At 45.4% G+C, this 19,464-nt stretch carries 16 protein-coding genes, 1 pseudogene and 1 other annotated feature; of the genes and pseudogenes, 13 read left to right on the plus strand and 4 right to left on the minus strand.

All coding sequences use genetic code 11. The features are described from left to right. The first annotated feature begins 35 nt into the window (after positions 1-35). From BP97_RS0114275 to BP97_RS0114310, 8 genes are all read left to right on the plus strand, one after another. Positions 36-1,451 carry a HEAT repeat domain-containing protein gene (locus BP97_RS0114275; RefSeq protein ID WP_028549709.1) on the plus strand — a complete coding sequence of 472 codons (1,416 nt, stop codon included), beginning with the start codon at positions 36-38 and terminating at the stop codon, positions 1,449-1,451. 326 nt (positions 1,452-1,777) lie between these two features. Further along, positions 1,778-3,877, plus strand: coding sequence for a right-handed parallel beta-helix repeat-containing protein (locus BP97_RS0114280; protein ID WP_028549710.1), 2,100 nt, complete (start codon positions 1,778-1,780; stop codon positions 3,875-3,877). Positions 3,878-4,011: 134 nt separating this feature from the next. After that, positions 4,012-4,626, plus strand: coding sequence for a nitroreductase family protein (locus BP97_RS0114285; protein WP_028549711.1), 615 nt, complete (start codon positions 4,012-4,014; stop codon positions 4,624-4,626). 303 nt (positions 4,627-4,929) lie between these two features. Next, positions 4,930-5,967, plus strand: coding sequence for a metallophosphoesterase family protein (locus BP97_RS0114290; protein ID WP_028549712.1), 1,038 nt, complete (start codon positions 4,930-4,932; stop codon positions 5,965-5,967). A gap of 486 nt (positions 5,968-6,453) precedes the next feature. Beyond that, entirely contained in the window at positions 6,454-7,347 is an 894-nt protein-coding gene (locus BP97_RS0114295) for a carbohydrate ABC transporter permease (protein ID WP_036745920.1), read from the plus strand. Next, the gene (locus tag BP97_RS0114300) at positions 7,344-8,168 is read left to right on the plus strand and encodes a carbohydrate ABC transporter permease (protein WP_028549714.1); all 825 of its coding nucleotides are present in this window, start codon (positions 7,344-7,346) and stop codon (positions 8,166-8,168) included. Before BP97_RS0114295 ends, BP97_RS0114300 begins: the two co-directional genes overlap by 4 nt. A 77-nt stretch (positions 8,169-8,245) precedes the next feature. Beyond that, entirely contained in the window at positions 8,246-9,601 is a 1,356-nt protein-coding gene (locus BP97_RS0114305) for an ABC transporter substrate-binding protein (protein WP_028549715.1), read from the plus strand. Positions 9,602-9,778: 177 nt separating this feature from the next. After that, positions 9,779-11,035, plus strand: a complete 1,257-nt coding sequence (locus tag BP97_RS0114310) for a M48 family metallopeptidase (RefSeq protein ID WP_028549716.1) — start codon at positions 9,779-9,781, stop codon at positions 11,033-11,035. Between the two features lie 2 nt (positions 11,036-11,037). Here BP97_RS0114310 and BP97_RS0114315 read toward each other — a convergent pair whose 3' ends face one another. After that, the gene (locus tag BP97_RS0114315; protein ID WP_081824171.1) at positions 11,038-11,409 is read right to left on the minus strand and encodes a winged helix-turn-helix transcriptional regulator; all 372 of its coding nucleotides are present in this window, start codon (positions 11,407-11,409) and stop codon (positions 11,038-11,040) included. 183 nt (positions 11,410-11,592) lie between these two features. Between BP97_RS0114315 and BP97_RS0114320 the strand changes: the two genes are divergently transcribed. The 3 genes from BP97_RS0114320 to ilvN all read left to right on the plus strand — a co-directional run bounded on the left by BP97_RS0114320 (position 11,593) and on the right by ilvN (position 15,293). Beyond that, positions 11,593-12,330: an SDR family oxidoreductase gene (locus BP97_RS0114320; RefSeq protein ID WP_028549718.1), complete on the plus strand. Its 738-nt coding sequence runs from the start codon at positions 11,593-11,595 to the stop codon at positions 12,328-12,330. A 71-nt stretch (positions 12,331-12,401) separates the two neighbouring features. Further along, positions 12,402-12,684: a binding site (T-box leader), on the plus strand. Between the two features lie 393 nt (positions 12,685-13,077). After that, entirely contained in the window at positions 13,078-14,814 is a 1,737-nt protein-coding gene (ilvB, locus tag BP97_RS0114325; RefSeq protein WP_028549719.1) for a biosynthetic-type acetolactate synthase large subunit, read from the plus strand. After that, positions 14,811-15,293: an acetolactate synthase small subunit gene (gene ilvN / locus BP97_RS0114330; protein ID WP_028549720.1), complete on the plus strand. Its 483-nt coding sequence runs from the start codon at positions 14,811-14,813 to the stop codon at positions 15,291-15,293. Before ilvB ends, ilvN begins: the two co-directional genes overlap by 4 nt. Positions 15,294-15,421: 128 nt before the next feature. Here the strand turns inward: ilvN and BP97_RS0114335 are convergent, their stop codons facing one another. The 3 genes and pseudogenes from BP97_RS0114335 to BP97_RS0114345 all read right to left on the minus strand — a co-directional run bounded on the left by BP97_RS0114335 (position 15,422) and on the right by BP97_RS0114345 (position 17,317). Further along, on the minus strand, positions 15,422-16,195 hold the full coding sequence (locus tag BP97_RS0114335; protein WP_028549721.1) for an AraC family transcriptional regulator: 774 nt from the start codon (positions 16,193-16,195) through the stop codon (positions 15,422-15,424). 6 nt (positions 16,196-16,201) lie between these two features. After that, positions 16,202-16,798: pseudogene (locus BP97_RS36305) on the minus strand (LysE family translocator). Positions 16,799-17,002: 204 nt separating this feature from the next. Beyond that, the gene (locus tag BP97_RS0114345; RefSeq protein ID WP_028549722.1) at positions 17,003-17,317 is read right to left on the minus strand and encodes a metal-sulfur cluster assembly factor; all 315 of its coding nucleotides are present in this window, start codon (positions 17,315-17,317) and stop codon (positions 17,003-17,005) included. Between the two features lie 301 nt (positions 17,318-17,618). Here BP97_RS0114345 and BP97_RS0114350 point away from each other — a divergent pair, with 301 nt between their 5' ends. Both BP97_RS0114350 and BP97_RS0114360 read left to right on the plus strand, forming a co-directional pair. Beyond that, positions 17,619-18,914, plus strand: a complete 1,296-nt coding sequence (locus BP97_RS0114350) for a stalk domain-containing protein (RefSeq protein WP_028549723.1) — start codon at positions 17,619-17,621, stop codon at positions 18,912-18,914. A gap of 190 nt (positions 18,915-19,104) precedes the next feature. Continuing rightward, entirely contained in the window at positions 19,105-19,464 is a 360-nt protein-coding gene (locus BP97_RS0114360) for a DUF2500 domain-containing protein (protein ID WP_028549724.1), read from the plus strand.

Here is a 19,464-nt window from a genome sequence, read left to right on the forward strand (position 1 = left end):
TCACATTAATTAGAACAACCTTAGGAGGTAGAGTCATGGGTCGTGAAGTTCCAGTATTGTTAAACGATGAGCAAATGAGAACGTTTATTACCGAAGGTTTTTTAATCTTGAAGACAGACTTTCCAGAGGAGTTCCACCAAAGGCTGACCGAGCAGTTGAATCAGGTATATGAGCAGGAAGGCAATCCCGGCAACAATCTGCTGCCGCGTCTGCGAGACTTGCAAAAGGTGTTCGATCACCCTATCGTTACAGGTGCATTAACGAGCGTGCTTGGACCTAATTACTTAATGCACACTCATAGACACGGCCATTTTAATGCTTCTCCCAAAGCCGGCGGATGGCATAAAGACAGCTATTGGGGTTATAAAAAAATGCGTAATCACCATCCTTGGTGGGCGATGGTTATGTATTTCCCTCAAGATACTCCGGTGGAGCTTGGACCAACTGGCGTTCTGCCAGGTACGCAAAATTATGAGAGCCGCACGTTCGTGCCGGATGATGTTGAAGGAGAGGCAGTGGCGAGCGGTAAAGCAGGCACTTTTGCTTTGATCCATTATGATATTTGGCATCGCTCAACTCCGAATATTCTTGGAAAGCCAAGATATATGCTCAAATTCGAATTCATGCGCACTGAAGCGCCGACAGCTCCTAGCTGGGATTGCCTTGATCCGCAATGGAAGCAGCCGGCATCCTTCAGCACTAACATCGTAGAGCATGAAGAAATGTGGAAAGACACATGGAATTGGCTCTCAGGTCACGTAGGCAGCTTGGCGGATAGCGTACAGGCTGATACGGCTCAAATAGAAGAGCTTGCGGGACAGCTTGAAGATGCTTTCGAACCGAATGCCATTAATGCCGCGTACGGTTTGGCAGCAATGGGAGCGCAAGGAATAGAGGCGCTGCTGCAAGGACTTCGCAACGAGAATGTCAAAGTTTCGCGGACATCCGCTTACGGTTTGTCAGCAGCAGGTGCAGGAGCTGTCGCAGGTCTTGAGGCTGCTCTTGCTGATGAGAGAGTAGAAACGGTCGTCCATGCTGTATTTGCACTTGGCGAGCTGCGTCAGTTGGCTTCATCCTCGGTTCCTAAGCTTCTGGGGCAATTGAACGCATCGACGAACGTGGTTATCCGGCAAACCGTAACCGAGGCAATTGCAATGATCGGAACACCGACCGAGCAGGTCGTAGACGGCTTGATCAGCTGCCTTCAAGATGAGGACATTCAGGTCCGCTTTACAGCAGGTTTATCGCTTTGCCGTATGGGAGCGGCGGCAGATAAGGCTGTCCCTGCACTTGAACGTGCTCTGGAGGATGATAACCGCTATGTTCGCGGGCACGCGGCGGAAGCGCTTCATTATATCGGCACAGAGGCTTCCAAAAATGTCCTTATCGACTTTCTGCTGAAATCCCGTTGGTGTCCGACAACGACTCCGTCCAACACATTCTATCCATAAGCCATTATTGCATTAGAGAATCCTCATCCTTTGCCATTAGCAGAGGGTGAGGATTTTTTTCTATCCTTCGACCTATCTGAGCTGTAGTTCAAATGTAATGGTTTTATAAGTCACATCTTAACATACCTATTAGATTAAGGAATTATTTTTCATTTTGAGACTTTGGTCTTTCTTGAAACCTTTACCATAGTATGACAAAATCTTCCTAGGGTAAGAGGGAATAAACAGTAGGAAAGGAGGAATAACGCGGCAAAGAAAGCGTATATTTTGTCGTATGGTCAGGTTCACCGATAGATTTATAACCAAATTCGAAGAGTGGTGAAGAAATGAACAAAATATTTATTTTTCTATTTATTTTATTATTATCATTTCAATGGAGTGCTGTGGCAGCGGACAGTTCAATGGCCGCTCAGGAGAACAAGGATAAGGTGTATGTTCTAGTACCAAAAGATTGGGGCATATACAACGACGGTACGCATCCCGTAGAAACAACCAAAGGCTTTAATGACGCGCTGCAATGGGCGCATGAGAATGGAAAAACAACGTTCAAGGTTCCTGAAGGAACTTATCTTATTAAAAAACAGGATCCCAAGCTGTGGCTGGATACAACGGCACGAATCAATATGGTCCCGGATATGACATTCGAGCTTGATGACAAGGCGGTTATTCAGAAAGAAACGAACGGATTCGCAGGCTATCAGTTACTGCACATAGGATATGGCGCCAATAACGTAACCATAAAAGGAGGAACTTATAGAGGAGATAAGGATACGCATGATTACTCCGCTAAAGGAACTCATGAAGGAGGTTACGGGATTTATACCGAAGGAGCCGTCAATGTTACTATTGATGGAGTAAAAGCCGTGAATTTTACCGGTGACGGTTTGGTCGTTAGCGGTAAGGGGACGATGATCCAGGATCTCTATGAAACTAGCTTTGTGTCCGGCTCCATTGATGACAAGGGGAATCTTGTAGCGGATTCTAAGAAAATTCGTTTGAAGGGCTCGCTGAATTTTAATAACCCCATTTTTCAAACCGAACGGGAATTCGAGTTCTCTAACAAGCAGAAGCTTCCGAGCACTTTTGATATTTTCTTTTACAAGCAGGACGGAACGTTTCTAACTAGTTTGAAGGATCAAAAAATACGCCAAATCATGCAAATTCCTGATGGAGCCAGCAGCTTCAATGTCGTATTCAATCAAGCAGGAAGCGCTGGAGCCTATGTGGAATATTGGCAGCGCGCGGTATCCAAGGAGGTCTTGGTCCAAAACTCGGAATTTGCTTTTAACCGAAGACAAGGGATCACGATTGCCGGAGGAGACCGCATTACGATCGCCGATAACAAGCTGCACGACATCAAAGGAACAGCTCCTCAAGCCGGTATCGACGTTGAAGGCGGATATGGCGAGAATGGGCATATGAACAGCAATATTTTTATCAAAAACAATGATTTCTACAATAATACAGCCTATGATGTTGTATTATATGACGGTCATGATGCTACGGTGGAGGGAAATCATTTCGCATCAAAAGGTGTGATAGGCTTGGCCGTATCGCCTCCATTTACTTCGGCGTTAATCAAAGATAACCATTTTGACGGCACAAGTATTTATGCCTATCACGACGTGAAGTTTGAAGGTAACCAAATGAACGATTCTTACACCTTTTTGGAAGGCCCCAATATTCAACTGGACGGTATGACTTTTACAGATTCCAAGTTCGCAATCAGCAGCAAGCAGCCATTCGGCGTCTCGGCGTCGAATATTACCATGAACAACAATAAGAACGGCTCCGAGCTGTCGTTATGGGCGAGCCCGGTCCATTTAAGCAATATTGTTTTGAACGGCGGGGGAATATCAGGGGGCGTAGCGGAGGGCAGCATCTTTGATAATTTGAAAATTGTGAACGCCGGCGGCTTAAACTTACCTTTAGGTACGTATAACAATTGCGAAATTGAATCCTTAGGAGGATCAATTAGCGGGGGAATCATGCTGGACGATGCGGGCAAATATGTATTTAACCAATGTAAGCTGATAGTAAAGCAAGGATTTCAGATAAATAATGCTAAAGCAGACGTTACGATTACCGGTTCATCCTTCGAGCTGCTGGATAGACTGTATGCTTTTAAGGCGGTTAAAGCTAAGAAGGTACAATTTGAAAATAATGAACTTTACGCGGATCAATTCGTTAATCCGTCGGACTACATGGTCATGATAGGCGATTATTGGACTCGAAGCAATCCGTCAACCGTACAAGAGGCAATCATAAGAGGGAATACCCTTACTTCCAATATTGAAGTGGAAGGGATATCGACTCGATATGCGGGAACCAGCAATTACAAGTATACGGTTGAGAACAATGTGCTGACAAAAGCAAAGGTCAAATTACAGGATTCGGACAAGAAGACGAACAATATTGAACAATAAACCTACCAACCGGACTGCCGCGGCAGTCCGGTTTTATTTTCCACTGCAGGAGGTTAATGATCGAATAGGTGGTGTTATTCCAGCAAATACTAGCTTGGTTGCTATAAAAATTAAAATTTCGGAGGGATGCACAGGTGGCAGGTTCTGTTGGGACTGCAAATGATTTTTTGACGGCTATACGTGAACGACGTACGATTTATGGGCTTAGTAAGGAGTCTACTATTTCCGATGAACGCATTGTCCAGATTGTCGAGGAATCGGTTAAGCATACGCCATCGGCGTTTAATTCACAAAGTGCTCGGGTAGTTGTATTGTTTGGAGAGCAGCACAATACATTGTGGGATATCACTAAGGAAACGCTGCGGGCTATAGCAAAGGGCGACTTCCAAGCTACCGAGCAAAAAATGAACGGATTCCGCAATGCACACGGGACCGTCTTATACTTTGAAGATATGTCTGTCATTGATGGGCTTCAGAGCAGTTTCCCGCTGTATAAGGATAACTTCCCGGTTTGGTCGATGCAATCGAACGGGATGCTTCAGTTGGTGATATGGACGGCCCTCGAAAGCGAAGGACTTGGTGCGAATTTGCAGCATTATAATCCTTTGATCGATGATAAGGTGAAGGCAACTTGGAAACTGCCGGATACATGGAAGCTGCTGGCTCAAATGCCTTTCGGAAAACCGACTGCACCTGCCGGTGATAAGGAATTCAAACCACTTGAAGAGCGGATGAAGGTATTCAAATAACGAAACCCATGAAAACTCAGATGTGTATATGATTCTCCGGTGGGGTATCCTCTTCTGGACGCTTTCGCTCCTCCAAGGGATACGCTACCTCCCGTATTCATCCAGCTTCTGAATAGTGGGTTTCAACATTTTAGGCTAAGCTGTGGCTTAGCCTTTTTTTTGCGCTTCTCTATCACTCTATCTATAAATAGGACTATTGTAGATTTGAAGTAGACAAGCGTTATTGTTATGATAGGAACAGGACGGAATAGGTTCTAGATTACATAACGAAATTGTTACGTGCGTAATGATGAAAGGGATCGTATGACTAGACGTGAATTTGTAAAAATGCTGCTTAGCATGAGTGTAGTAGTGGACGGATCGGTCAATGCTTTGTTTAAAATGCTTTACAAGGCTTTAAATAAGGAAACGAATACCGGTACGAATACGGATACTATAGTAGAAGAGGTCAAGCCTGTCGTTTCGGCAGAGCCGCTGTTGTCTTTTTTTGTATTAAGCGATTTGCACGTTTCTATCTATGATAGTAATACACCTCGTAAATTGAGAAATGCACTGTATCAAATCCAGTATTTCAGTTATCCGGTCGATGGGCTGCTCCTGGGCGGCGATTTAACGGATTACGGTACGGAGCCTGAGTACAAATCATTGGAATCGATCTTGCATAGCTATAAGCTGCCGCAGCTGTATGCTAATATGGGCAATCATGACTATTATAATATTTGGATCGATAGGAAAGGCGCTTTCAATACGGCAACGATGCCGAACGGTAAAACGGATGCACAATCGAGAGAAAGATTCCAGAAGATGTTCTGGTATACCAAACCATATAATGATTTTGATATTAAGGGCTATCATTTCATTCTGATGTCACAGGAATCTTACCTTCAGGAAATGCCGGAGGTAGGAGAAGGAGCTTGGTACTCCGACGCACAGATGGAATGGTTGGAAGCGAAATTGAAGGAGACGAAGGATGGTAAGCCGATCTTCATACTCATTCATCAGCCGCTGCCTGCGATTGGACAGGATGGGGGATCCCACCGGTTAATTCGAGCCAATAAATTCAGAGAATTATTAAAGCCGTATCCTAACGTATTCGTGATCTCAGGACATACGCATCAGGATTTCGATAACGGTTCAAATCACTACACCAAAGAAACTTTCCATTGGTTCGTCAACGCCTCCGTCGGACTTACACGCCATCCGCAGCCTCTAACCAAGTCACAAGGAATGTATGTGCAAGTATATGAGGACAGGGTTGTCGTGAGGGGCTGGGAGTTCGCTAACAGCACCTGGATTCCTGAAGCGGATTGGACGATTCCTCTGGATAAATTGAAAGTATAAGATCAAGATGGACAGACGGATGCATGCTGCATCTGCCTGTCCTTTTTTAATCCATCTTAAAGGGGGGATGCAGGACCTCGTTAGAGCCCTTTTAGCCCCTCCTGAAGAGGCTTCGATGTCGGCTTCCTCAATTTTTTCGTTCGACTTTTCTGTTGTGAGGAATTACAAAATCGAAAAATAACCTATGGACAATAAAACCGGAAAATAATGGTTGACACTGTTAATGACAGCGTTTACAATAAATTCACAAGTTAATACATTGTGTAGGAGATCCGGAGATATACACATAGATTGCTTCGATTTAGGAAGGCGATTTATGTGTTTTTATTTTCCCGTAAAAACTTCAAATTTGGAGATACAGGCCTGTTTACTCCGATTAAGCAAGTTTGCGAGGATTGTAGGGATCTTTTTAGCAACACGAGTTAAGCGCTTTACCTTTTTGTCCAATAATAAAAGGAAAGGGGGCTCTCTCCATTGTCTGCATCTATGCAATCATCTGCAAAAAAATCCCAACCAAAAGAAGAGCTTCTAGGCTATTTATTTCTGGCTCCGTCGCTAATTATTTTTATTTGCTTCCTGTTTTATCCGATGATTCGTTCCGTTTACCTTAGCATGACTTTAACGGATCCCCGTGGACGTGTTGCCGCCTTCGTCGGTATGGATAATTATGTGGACCTGTTTTCCTCGGGCCAGTTTTATTCCAATCTGAAGGTGACACTGCTTTTTATATTATTTACCGTTCCAACGACGATTGTATGGTCGCTATTTCTGGCGGCACTGACGCATAACAAGCTAAGAGGAATGAAGGTGTTCCAATTCATTTTCTCTCTTCCCATTGTAATATCAGTCGGTACAGGTTCGATTATTTGGCTGCTGCTATTCCACCCGACAGCTGGGATGTTGAATTACTTTATTGGACTTATCGGCATATCTCCCATCTCTTGGTTGGCTGATCCCTCATGGGCTTTAATCTCCATTTCCTTAATGACAGTATGGATGAATATGGGCTTCGTTTACATTATATTGCTAAGCGGTTTGCAGGGGGTACCTGAGGAGCTCTATGAGAGCGCCAAGATTGACGGATCAGGTCCCATTCGAACGTTTATCCAGATTGTGCTTCCACTTCTATCTCCAACCTTGTTCTTTGTCCTCATCGTATCGGTTATTTCCGCATTTCAAGCCTTCGGACAAATTAATATTTTGACCAAAGGCGGTCCCATTAACAGCACCAACGTGGTCGTTTACTCTATCTATCAGGACGCATTTATCAATTTCCGATTCGGTATCGGCAGCGCTCAGGCATTGATTTTATTCCTTATCATCCTGCTGCTGACGATCTTCCAATTTAAAGTTTTGGAAAAGAAGGTGCATTATCAGTGATCATCCGCGGAGTCTCCCAGACTATTCTGTATGTATTCTTGGCACTACTCGCTTTGGCTGTGCTGTATCCGCTTTTATTCACGATACTGTCCTCCTTTATGACGGAAAAAGAGGTTGCGGTCTTCCCGCCGCCATTAATCCCTCATCAGCTTTATCTCGGCAACTTCATTAAGGCGCTTCAGACGGTGCCGATTATTCGGTTTATCGTGAACAGCTTTGTCGTTTCCTTAGCTATTACGATCTGTCAGGTCATCACTTCCAGCATGGCGGCCTATGCATTCGCTTTTTTGAAATTTCGGCTTAAAAGCGCAATGTTCCTACTCTATTTATCCACGATGATGATTCCTTGGGAAGTGACCGTCATTCCGAACTACTTGACCATTAAATCACTTGGCTGGATGGACAGCTACCAGGGCTTGATCGTTCCATTCATGGCCGGCGCCTTCGGAGTATTCTTACTGCGCCAGTTTTTTCTCCAGCTTCCGAATGAACTGTTCGATGCGGCGAAAATCGATGGCTGTGGACAGCTGCGCACCTTTTTCTCGATTGTTCTTCCGTTATCGCGTCCGGCTATAGCCACACTATTCGTCTATGTTTTCATTAACCACTGGAATGCGTATTTGTGGCCGCTGCTCATTACGAATAAACCGACCATGCGTACGGTACAGATCGGCGTCTCCATGCTTCAGCATGAAGAGGTGATGTCGTGGAATTTGATATTGGCCGGCGTATCGCTTGTGCTTTTACCTTCTTTTATCATGCTGGCCTTCGGCGTAAAACAGTTGATCCGCGGCATTACCGCTGGGGCTATCAAAGGTTAGATGTAAGAATGAACCTCTTAGAGATACTTCGATTCTGAAGTTTTTCTATATATTATTCAAACTAGGGGCGTGAAACAATGAAGCTTATGAGCAAAAAAGGTTTACTGAGTCTCACGGTTGCAGCCATGATGTTGGCTACGACCGCCTGTGGCGGAGATCAACAAACGGCAGCTACGGACAAAGGCGGCACATCAGCCGGGCAAAAAAAGGTCGTGTTCTGGCATGCAATGGGCGGATCGAATACGAAAGTGGTAGATCAGCTCGTAGCCGATTTCAACGCTTCGCAGGATAAAATCAAGGTAGAGGCTATTTTCCAGGGCACCTATGACGATCTGCTCAGTAAGCTGAAAGCGAGCATGGGGACCAAGGACGGCCCAAGTCTGGTTCAGATGTACGAAATTGGAAGCCGCTTTATGATTGATTCCAAAACCATTACCCCTGTACAGAAGTTCATCGATGAGGACAAATTCGATGTAACTCAGCTTGAGCCTAACATTACGGGCTACTACACGTTAAACGGTAAGTTGAATTCCATGCCGTTTAATACTTCTAATCCTATTCTTTACTACAATAAAGATTTATTTAAAGCAGCGGGTCTCGATCCGGAGAAGCCACCCAAAACCTACGAAGAGGTGCAAAAGGCGGCGGATGCGATCACGAAGACAGGAAAAGCGACAGGGGCTAACTTCGCCATTTACGGTTGGTTCATGGAACAGTTTTTCGCTAACCAAGGTGCAGAGTATGTGAATAACGGCAACGGACGTACATCTTTAGCGACTGAATCGATCGTCAACAGCGAAGCGGGCGTGAAGACGCTGACGTGGTGGAAGGATATGATCGATTCGAAGGCGGCGAACAATTTGGGCCGCAAAACCGACGATTCGAAGAAAGCATTCTCCGCAGGTCAAGTCGGAATGATCCTGGAATCGACGGCATCACTGAAGGGCTTGGTCGATAACGCGGAAGGCAAATTCCAGGTCGGAACAGGCTTCCTGCCTAAGCCGGCCAATGCCAAAGAAGGCGGAGTTGTCGTTGGCGGCGCCAGCCTGTGGCTTATGAATGACCGACCTAATGATGAGCAGAAGGCAGCATGGGAGTTCATCAAATTTTTAACTTCACCTAAAGAGCAGGCTTATTGGCATATTAATACAGGTTACTTCCCGATCACGAAGAAGGCCTACGATGAACAAAGTGTGAAAGACAATTTGAAGAAATTCCCGCAATTCCAGACAGCGGTTGATCAATTGCATCAAACCAAAATGAGCACGGCTACGCAAGGTGCTGTCATGGGCGTATTCCCGGAAGCGAGACAGATCGTAGAAGGAGCCATCGAGGAAGTTCTGAATAATAAAAAATCGCCGAAGGATGCGCTGGATGCAGCGGCGAAGGACATTACGTCCAAGATTCAGCAGTACAATAAGACGGTGAAGTAAGACGAACTTTATTAGGCTTTTTAATGGTAATATTAAAGCATGTAAGCCCCGGAGCTTTTTCCGGGGCTTTATTGTTGTACGGCTGCTTAAGCACCAAATGTGATAAATAGGAAAAGAATGGACTATAATGAACAAATAGCTTGTTTTATCTGATGTTTAATGAGAGGTAGGGGACTTATGAAACGTGGACTTATCGGCTTGCTTATTCTGATCGTCTACAGTGTGGCAGTTAGCTATTATTTCCTTCATCAGCCTGCATCGAACGTTCCTGAAGCGCTGCGCGGAGGTCCGGCAGATCCGACAACCTTTATGACTGACGAGCAAATACAAAGTATCCATAAGCTATCAACGATCGGATATCTCTCGTATTTTATTTCAACCCCGATCATGTGGGTTATTATATTGCTGTTGTTGATATTAAGCGTTTCATCTTGGCTTCGTAGACGGTCGGAGTTGATGTTCCGTTGGTCGCTTCTGCAAGTAGCCGTCTACCTGCTCTTGTTGCAGTTAATACTGGAAATCATCGAGCTCCCATTAAACTTTTATTTACATGAACTGGACCGATCTTATGGATTGACGAATCAGAGTCTTGGATCATGGGCGCTGGATATTGCCAAAAGCTTCGGAGTGAATCTTGTCATCTCCATACCCATGTATTGGCTGCTGTATCTAGCTATAAAGAAAAGCCCTAAACGCTGGTGGCTGCTAGGGTGGGCGGTATCCATACCGCTGACGCTGTTCTTTACTTTTATTCAGCCTGTCGTGATGGAACCCATCTTCAATGACTTTAAGCCGCTTCAAAATCAGGAGCTCAAACAGGAAATTCTAGACCTGGCAAAGCAGGCAAATATCCCAACAGATCAAGTGTACCAGGTCGATAAGTCCAAACAAACGAATACACTTAACGCTTACGTAAGCGGGATTGGTTCAACGACCCGAATTGTCTTGTGGGATACGACATTGCAGAAACTAAAGCCTGACGAAATATTGTTCATAATGGCTCACGAAATGGGGCATTATGTGAAGCGTCACGTGCTGTGGGGAACGTTATGGGGGATTGTGGAAAGCTTTATCGGCTTTTGGCTTGTGTATCGCCTGTTCAACTGGATCATTACCCGCTGGGGATCATCATTCCAGGTGAGAGGCATGAATGACATTGCCGGGCTGCCAGTACTGCTGCTGGTCGTATCTGTGCTGTCTTTTGCTGCATCACCCATCGATAATGCGATTTCCCGAATGCAGGAGCATAGTGCGGATGAATACGCCATACAGCTGCGGAAAGATCCGAATGCTGGAGTTCGGGCTTTTCAACAGTTAGCTGCTAACAGCCTATCCGATGTAAATCCGCCTCCGCTCGTGCAATTTTTTGTCGGATCTCATCCGACACTGGCGCAACGGATTGATTACGTACAGCATGTCGGTGGAGGGAAGTAAGATCATTCCGGCTGTCCCATGCTACGCGAACGATGAATGACTCCCCAATCGTACATGATGTCGAAGATGGGTTCCAATGTTTTGCCGTAAGCAGACATTTCGTATTCAACCCGTGGGGGTGTCTCCGGGTATACCCTGCGTTCGATTAATCCGTCCTGCTCCAGCTCGCGAAGATGCTGAGAAAGTACCTTCTGCGAAATGCCAGGGAGAAATCGGCGCAATTCATTGTATCGTTTGCTCCCAGCGTGAACATGCCATAAGATGAGCATTTTCCATTTCCCGCCGATGGCTTGCATGGTTGTCGTGACATGGATATAGCAATCGATATCTTCGTCGTTGTAGCCCGGATGATCTTTTAAAAAATCAAGAGACATGACAGCTCCTCCTAATAAAAACAATTTGAATTATTCTCTATAGTACCATAGATGCTTAATTCTAACCTCAAAGTAACTATCCGGTAAAAAAGTGCCTTCTTGTGCGGTTCAGGATGCCGATGTACATTATCCATATCGGAATCGGAGTATTCAAGATGTCAGGCCCAAAGAGGAGAGAATAGGATGAAATTCACAGGGAAAGTAGCACTTGTCACAGGCGCGTCAAGAGGAATCGGGCGCACGATTGCAGAACGGTTCGCTCTTCAAGGAGCTAAAGTCGTCGTCAATTACAGCAGTAATGAGAAGCAGGCGGGGGAAGTTGTCGAGGGCATAAAGCATGATGGCGGAGAAGCGATGGCCGTTCAAGCAGATATCAGCCGCATTAGTGAAATAGATAAGCTATTCAAGACCACGTTGGAGGCCTATGGACAAATCGATATTCTGGTTAACAATGCGGGAGTCATGGTGACTAAGCCCATTCAGAATATGACGGAAGAAGATTTTGACCGGATGTTCGATATCAACGTGAAAGGTACCTATTTTGCTTGTCAGCAAGCTGCAAGGCATATGAATGCCAATGGCAGAATCATTAATTTCTCGACCTCGGTTGTTGGGGCCATGTTCCCTCAATACAGCGCATATGCTGGTACCAAAGGTGCCGTGGAGCAGTTCACAAGACAGTTGTCCAAAGAATTCGGACCCCTTCACATTAATATTAATGCGGTTGCTCCTGGACCGGTGGGTACCGAGCTGTTCTTGCAAGGTAAGTCTGAGGAGCAGATTAAGCACCTGAGCGGCATGAATGCATTCGGCAGATTGGGGGAATCCGGCGATATTGCCGATGTCGTAATGTTCCTTGCGAGCGAAGAAGCTCGATGGATCACGGGTCAAACCGTTCGAATAAACGGAGGCTTCGTATAAAAAAATGTGTACGTTAGGGTATTGAAAAAGTAAGTTTGCATATGTTATTATAGTGAAAATTAATGAACATATCGATTGCGATGAAGAGAAAAAAGCACAAGGGCTCTTATGCCCAGAGAGCGAAGGGAAAGCTGAAACCTTTGCCGTAACCCTTTGTGTGAAGTCATCTCGGAGCCTTTGCTCGAAAGCTGATACCCATGCTGATGCAGGGTTGAAGTGAGTAGTAACAAACGGAATAGCACACGTTATCGTGCTGAAGGTAAGGCGATCCAGCTTTACCTCATGAGGCCGGAATTGTGAAATTTCTGGCAAACCAGGGTGGTACCGCGAAAAATAACCCCTTTCGTCCCTTGAGCATGGCACAGATGTGCTTGCTCGGGATGAGAGGGGTTTTATTGATGATATAGCGAAAAAAGCAATGAAGAGAAAAAAGCACAAGGGCTCTTATGCCCAGAGAGCGAAGGAAAAGCTGGAACCTTTGCCGTAACCCTTTGTGTGAAGTCGTCTCGGAGCCTTTGTTCGAAAGCCTTGATCGGTCAGATGTCAGGTGAGTAGCAGCAAACGGAATGGCACACGTTATTGTGCTGAAGGTAAGGCAATCCAGCCTTACCTCATGAGGCCGGAGTTGCGAAGCTCCCGGCAAACCAGGGTGGTACCACGAAAAATAACCCCTTTCGTCCCTTGAGTATGGCATAGAAGTGCTTACTCGGGATGGGAGGGGATTTTATATTTTCGGGAGGTATTCCAATGGAACAAACTACGCTGATTGGAAATCAAGGGAGAACGATGGAGCCATCCAATGATATCATCACAGGCTCGGAGATTTTACTGCGAGGATTGCTGCAAGAGGGGGTTGAGTGTGTATTCGGTTATCCAGGTGGTAATGTCTTGTATATTTATGATGCGATGGTGGGCAACCCCGAATTTAAACATATTTTGACCCGTCACGAGCAAGGGGCGATACATGCTGCAGACGGTTATGCGCGCTCCACCGGAAAAGTAGGGGTTTGTATTGCTACCTCTGGTCCGGGAGCGACAAATCTGGTAACAGGCATTGCAACAGCTTACATGGATTCGGTTCCGATGGTCATCATTACGGGTAATGTACCAACGACTGTGATGGGCACGGATGCTTTTCAAGAGGCGGATATTGTTAGTATTACAATGCCGATAACGAAGCACAGCTACTTGGTACGAGATGTTCGGGAACTGCCGCGGATTATTCACGAAGCATTCCACATTGCCAGCACAGGGCGCAAAGGACCGGTATTAATCGATATTCCGAAAGACGTATCCAATCATAAGACAGCGTACACTCCATATGAACATAAGCCGATTCGTGGTTACAAGGAGACACCTGAGCCGGCATACTCGCAGCTCGATAAGCTGCTTGATGCTATTCAAGGGTCCTCCAGACCGGTAATTCTGGCAGGAGGCGGCGTGGTGTATTCCGATGCTTCCGAAGAATTGATAGCTTTCGTAAATCGAACAAGGATACCGGTAACGACGACGCTATTGGGCTTGAGCGGTTTTCCAAGCTCCCATGAGCTTTGCATGGGAATGCTGGGGATGCACGGAACTTATACAGCGAACATGGCTATTCAAAATGCCGATCTGATCATCTCGATAGGCTCCCGATTCGATGACCGCGTGACGATGCGAGTAGACGGTTTTGCTCCCAGGGCGCGACAAATTGCGCATATTGACATTGACCCTGCTGAAATCGGCAAAACCATCAAGACAGATATCCCGTGTGTGAGCGACATCAAAGCAGCGCTGAAATATTTGAATGTGAACGCGGAGGCGGCTGGAACTCGTGAGTGGCTTGAAGAGATTAATAACAACAAAATAAAACACCCATTGAAGTATGAAGATTCGGCAGGTCAGCTAAAGCCGCAGTACGTTATTGAGATGTTGAACGAAACGACGGAAGGCGAAGCTATCATCACTACAGATGTCGGCCAGCATCAAATGTGGGTAGGTCAGTTCTACAATTTTAAGCATCCCCGCTCACTGATTACTTCAGGCGGACTTGGAACTATGGGATTTGGTTTCCCGTCCGCTATCGGCGCCCAAGTAGCGAATCCGGACCGTCTTGTCATCTCCGTTAACGGGGATGGCGGTATGCAGATGTGCGCGCAAGAGATGGCGATTTGCGCCATTCATCAAATTCCGGTCAAAATTGTTGTTATTAACAATCAGGTGCTTGGGATGGTGAAACAATGGCAGCAGCTGATTCACGATAATCGGTACAGCCATATCGATTTGGCGGGAAGTCCTGACTTTGTAAAGCTAGCTCAAGCTTATGGGATTAAAGGCATGAGAGCCACAACGAAAGCCGAAGCCATCCAAGTGTGGCAGGAGGCGCTGGAAACACCGGGACCTGTACTTGTAGAGTTTGTTGTTCCGAAGGAAGAGAATGTGTTTCCTATGGTAGCTGCTGGAACGAGATTGGATCAAATGATGTTGGGGGATTTCGAATGATGAGAAAACATACGTTAGCTATTTTGGTGAACGATCAGCCCGGAGTTCTGCAGCGGGTATGTGGACTATTCGGTCGCAGAGGTTTCAATATTGACAGTATTAGCGTAGGCGGCACGGAAGAGTCAGGATTATCTCGCATGACTGTGGTTACCACAGGAGATGATCGTACGATTGAGCAAATCGAGAAGCAGCTTTCCAAGCTGATAGATGTAATCCGTATTCAAGATGTAAGCTCTAAACCGATGGTTTCTCGGGAGCTTGCGCTTATCAAGCTGGAGGCAGAACCGTCCATACGTCCAGAAATATTAGGCATCGTCGAGACGTTCCGTGCCTCGGTCATTGACGTTGGTCCGAAACATATGATCATTCAAGCAGTGGGTGATTTAAGTAAACTGGATGCGATTATTGAACTATTGCGTCCCTATGGAATTTCCGAGCTATCGTATACGGGCGCTACAGCCATGACTAGAGGAAGCTAACAGCGTCAGTTGTTATGCCGATGATAGGATCAGAGCCAAACCCTTACACAACGTAACGGTTTGGCTTTATCATGGCCTGAAAAAGTAGAATCCAGTTCGGAATTGGACTCTATGCATATTTACATATTTTACAACTGAGACCTATACTCAAATGCCGTCGTACCATATACGGTTTTAAAATGTCTGTTTAGATGAGCTAAATCGACAAACCCGCATTCGGTTACAGCCGAATAAATATCGCGGCTTTTTTCTATTACGTGTTTCGCCTTCTCTACTTTACTGTTGAGAAAATATTGATATGGCGATAATCCCGTATTGGCTTTAAACGCTCTGATAAACTGGAATTTGGACATCTCGAACGTTTGACTTATATCATCGAGCTTGAGCACATGCTCCAGATTACTGTGCATCATTTCTTTCGCTTTTCGTATGAATGCATTGTCTCTCTTGCTTAAGGAATCCAGAGTATCCTCGGAAAAATGCCCTGCGAGCGACAGTAGCAATTCACTGCATAATGCTTCTTGCTGATCGCTAAGAATTGCGTTCGATAGTTGAAGAATGCTCCTCCTTAGTCCGGTCTTGTATAGGATAGGAGAAGAAAAACGAACAATGTCTTTTTTGCCGATGGCATCCAAAAAAAGCTCGGGGTGAATATAGAGCATGACATAATCAATACCAGAACTAAGCTGTGAATAACCGTCATGCATCTGCTCAGGATGAAAAAGCATGACCCCATTTTCGTGCGAAGATTGCATGCTTCCATCCAGGTTATACTGCTGCACTCCCCGCAAAGTAACTCCTAAGGCATATTCCTCATGGCAGTGCTTTTTATATTTAAAATCAGTAATGCTTGCAGATAAAGCGGTGACTCCGGCGGCATGTTTATACAGAAATTGCTCCAACTTTATTCACCCCTTTATGTATTCAATGAATCCCGATACTAATATGGCTGAATAACCCAGAAACAACGCCATTATGGCGTTGGCAGCCTTTTGGTATTTGTGGAGGAACCTCTTGAAAATCGTACCGAATACAGCCCACGTCATATAAGCTGTGACACCTATGATCGATACTACCGCAATAAATATCGATAACACAAGCCCTGATGTGTAATAAGGCATCACATAACTTGGAATAACCGTCATCGTGAATAACACAACCTTGGGATTTAGGAATTGAGTCAGGAAGCCTGAGGTAAAGGAAGCAGCCTACTTCGAAGTTGAATTCGTTATATCCATTCTGAATACTTGATAAGCGAGATACAGCATAAATATACTTCCTGTAATTCGAATTGCAGTCAGAATCGTCGGTACGCTAGCTGTTAATGCACGATTCAGTACAACGGAAGCCGTGAGCAATAGAGCGAATGCAATGGAAGCACCGGCAATATATCGAATGGCGTTTTTAATGCCATAATGATGTGCTGCCGACAAGATGACGATGTTGGATGGCCCCGGCGTGAACGTTACGATGACGCAGTAGATGAGAAATGATGTGATATTCATGATTTATGCTCCTTGATGAGGAAGTTTATTGCATTATAGATCCAGGCCTGCACGGGAGCATAGTATATTATTGCAGTGAACGACAAGCAGGATTACTGTGCTCAAGAAATCCTCTAACTTACTTTCTTATGTTATGGAGTGGAATTGGCAGCCTCGCAGCAATGCAAAAAACCGCCCTCATGGGCGGCTAACGAAGATGTAAACTCACACTAAGGTTTGGCGTGCTCGTATTTGTTCCTTCGCCAGGTCATTCATTTTGGCAGGGGTCCATTTTGGTTCCCACACGAGCTGGACTTCCGCTTTTTTAACTCCCTGAACTTTTTCAGCGGCATTCTTGACGTCTGCAACAATTTGATCAGCCAGAGGGCATTCGGGGATCGTCAAAGTCATCTTAATGGTTGCCGTTCCGGGTTCATTTATTGCTATATCGTAGACCAGACCCAGATCTACGATGTTAACGCCAACTTCAGGATCAAGCACTTCTTCCAATGCTGACATAATGCGGTCTTCCGTGTTCAAGATTCCACCCTCTATCTTATTGTTTAAGCTTCAATTCAAGCAGTTCTATATTAGACAGCGGCGTAGTAAACTATTCTTTGAAGATCATGGGAAAATTTAGGGAAAAATCAAATGCATACAAGGAGAACAAGACATGCACTGCTAATTTGTTCAACAAATTGCCATAAAAAAAGTCTGCCTCTACCCGGAAAGTCAATCTCCATTTCGAAATACATTAGTATAAAAAATTCCTTTTTAAACTCGGAAATCCAGGGTAATAAACAAAGAGGTATATTGTAGAAAGAAAAGGAGAGTTGTGTGTATGAAGAAAGGGATCATAACCTGTGTAGCGGCTGCGATGGTGACTTTGGCCGCTATTCCTGCTGCGGTAACGTCTAGCCCGCAAAAAGTATTTGCGTGTTCCAAGGGGGAGGTTACGTCAGCGGAAACCGATTACTCGGTTGCAAGCAATGTGCTTTACGGTTCAGTTACAAATGTTGAAAATGTGTTCTATGATGGCAAACCTTATCGAATGGCAACATTTGCGACGTTTTCGAACCTAAAAGGAGGGTATGTGAATACCGTCCTGACAGCGCCAGACAGCGATCAATGTGGTGTTACCTTTGAATTGGGACACACTTACCTGGTGTATGCTAACAACCGTCTAGGTAGAGCGGCAGCTAGCGCGTTCGATGTGTTCGAAGGCCAGGAAGCGGAGAATCGGGTCAATGAACTTAAAGACATGGCTATGGTACGTTATCCTGACCCGGGACCGCAGCAAATTACGCTCTACCCAGGCTCGGATGTAACGGTGACGCTGGATGGGAAAACCATTCCTGTCACGCCGGGAGCGTTGTTCTACAATAACACACTGTACACTCCTATGACTTTCTTTAGAGATATTCTCGGGTATGTTACGGTATGGAATGCGGATAGTAACCGCTATGAAATTTTGTTGCGCTCCGAATGGGCTGGAATTGCGGCTCAAGGAGATCCGTCTCAATCCGAATTCAAAGACGCTTCGGCAAGTATCCCGATTGGGACTGACCCGTTTGAAGCGACTGTCACCTATTCTGATGTTCAGGCGAGAGTGGATGGCAGAGTATATCCGCCTGAAACGCATCCTTTCAATTATGGCGGGGTTGTATATGTGCCGCTTCGGGATACCGCAGAGAAACTTGGTTTGCTAGTGAACTGGGACCCTCAAACCTACACGGCAAGTATAAGAGATACTCGTCCCTTAGATCGGGATGAGCATCCGGCGCTGGTGATGAAGCTGTCGTCGAATAAGGAAGGGGTATCGGACCTTATTGTAGATCGTATCGAGAATGATCAGGCGTTGTACCGGGTTGATCGTGTGCTTCAGTACGGTGAAACTCCAGAGCAGTTGAAAGCTTCGTTCACCGATTTAATCCAAGAAAATGATGGTGTTTCGGATCGAAGAATCCGATTGTTCTTGGAGAAAGGCGACAGGGAGTATGAGCTGGTTATGACCGATGAGTTGATGAAGTCATTAATTACGAATCCTTTAGTACGGAATTCCATCAGCTTGACGCTCGGACGCGAGTATTATACTTGGCCAGATAACGGTGTTATCAGACAGTCTAATGTACATTAAACCTTAATAAAAGAACCGTCCGATCCTTCGGGCGGTTCTTTTGGCTTAAGCAGCTGATGATATGAAACTTTTTCCAGTGAAAAAGCGTCATACATAATGAAAGCATCCCATAGCTTCTTTGGAGGCTCATGAGCCGAAGCGGTTTGGAAGATAGGTTTGATGAATGGAATTATGTAAGGAGGTGATACATATGTCGGTTGGCTTCTCAGGTCCTCCGCCCATATTCAGTGTTATGTTTGTCGTTGTCCCGTTATTTATAGTCGGAGTGCTTATTTTTATCGTTGTAAAAGGATTATCAATCTGGGTAAGCAATAATGCTGCGGATGTTGTTAACACTCAGGCCAGGATCGTATCCAAAAGAATAGAAGTATCCGGAGGTTCCGGAGATACGAGCTCCAGCACGACCTACTATGTCACTTTTGAATTTGCAGACCGTAGACGAATTGAACTACAGGTGCGAGGTTCTGTTCATGGATTATTAGTAGAAGGAGATCAAGGGACTTTGAATTATCAAGGGACACGCTTTAATGATTTTCAAAGAGACCAATAA

Source organism: Paenibacillus sp. UNC451MF (assembly GCF_000686845.1).
Classification (GTDB): Bacteria; Bacillota; Bacilli; order Paenibacillales; family NBRC-103111; genus Paenibacillus_S.

Bases quoted from the DNA above. Each gene is read 5' to 3' on its own strand.
- BP97_RS0114350 (WP_028549723.1), top strand. From the start codon at position 17,619: ATGAAGAAAGGGATCATAACCTGTGTAGCGGCTGCGATGGTGACTTTG.
- BP97_RS0114295 (WP_036745920.1), top strand. From the start codon at position 6,454: ATGCAATCATCTGCAAAAAAATCCCAACCAAAAGAAGAGCTTCTAGGC.
- BP97_RS0114275 (WP_028549709.1), top strand. From the start codon at position 36: ATGGGTCGTGAAGTTCCAGTATTGTTAAACGATGAGCAAATGAGAACG.
- BP97_RS0114315 (WP_081824171.1), bottom strand. From the start codon at position 11,409: ATGTCTCTTGATTTTTTAAAAGATCATCCGGGCTACAACGACGAAGAT.
- BP97_RS0114305 (WP_028549715.1), top strand. From the start codon at position 8,246: ATGAAGCTTATGAGCAAAAAAGGTTTACTGAGTCTCACGGTTGCAGCC.
- BP97_RS0114360 (WP_028549724.1), top strand. From the start codon at position 19,105: ATGTCGGTTGGCTTCTCAGGTCCTCCGCCCATATTCAGTGTTATGTTT.
- BP97_RS0114290 (WP_028549712.1), top strand. From the start codon at position 4,930: ATGACTAGACGTGAATTTGTAAAAATGCTGCTTAGCATGAGTGTAGTA.
- ilvB (WP_028549719.1), top strand. From the start codon at position 13,078: ATGGAACAAACTACGCTGATTGGAAATCAAGGGAGAACGATGGAGCCA.
- ilvN (WP_028549720.1), top strand. From the start codon at position 14,811: ATGATGAGAAAACATACGTTAGCTATTTTGGTGAACGATCAGCCCGGA.
- BP97_RS0114320 (WP_028549718.1), top strand. From the start codon at position 11,593: ATGAAATTCACAGGGAAAGTAGCACTTGTCACAGGCGCGTCAAGAGGA.
- BP97_RS0114280 (WP_028549710.1), top strand. From the start codon at position 1,778: ATGAACAAAATATTTATTTTTCTATTTATTTTATTATTATCATTTCAA.
- BP97_RS0114310 (WP_028549716.1), top strand. From the start codon at position 9,779: ATGAAACGTGGACTTATCGGCTTGCTTATTCTGATCGTCTACAGTGTG.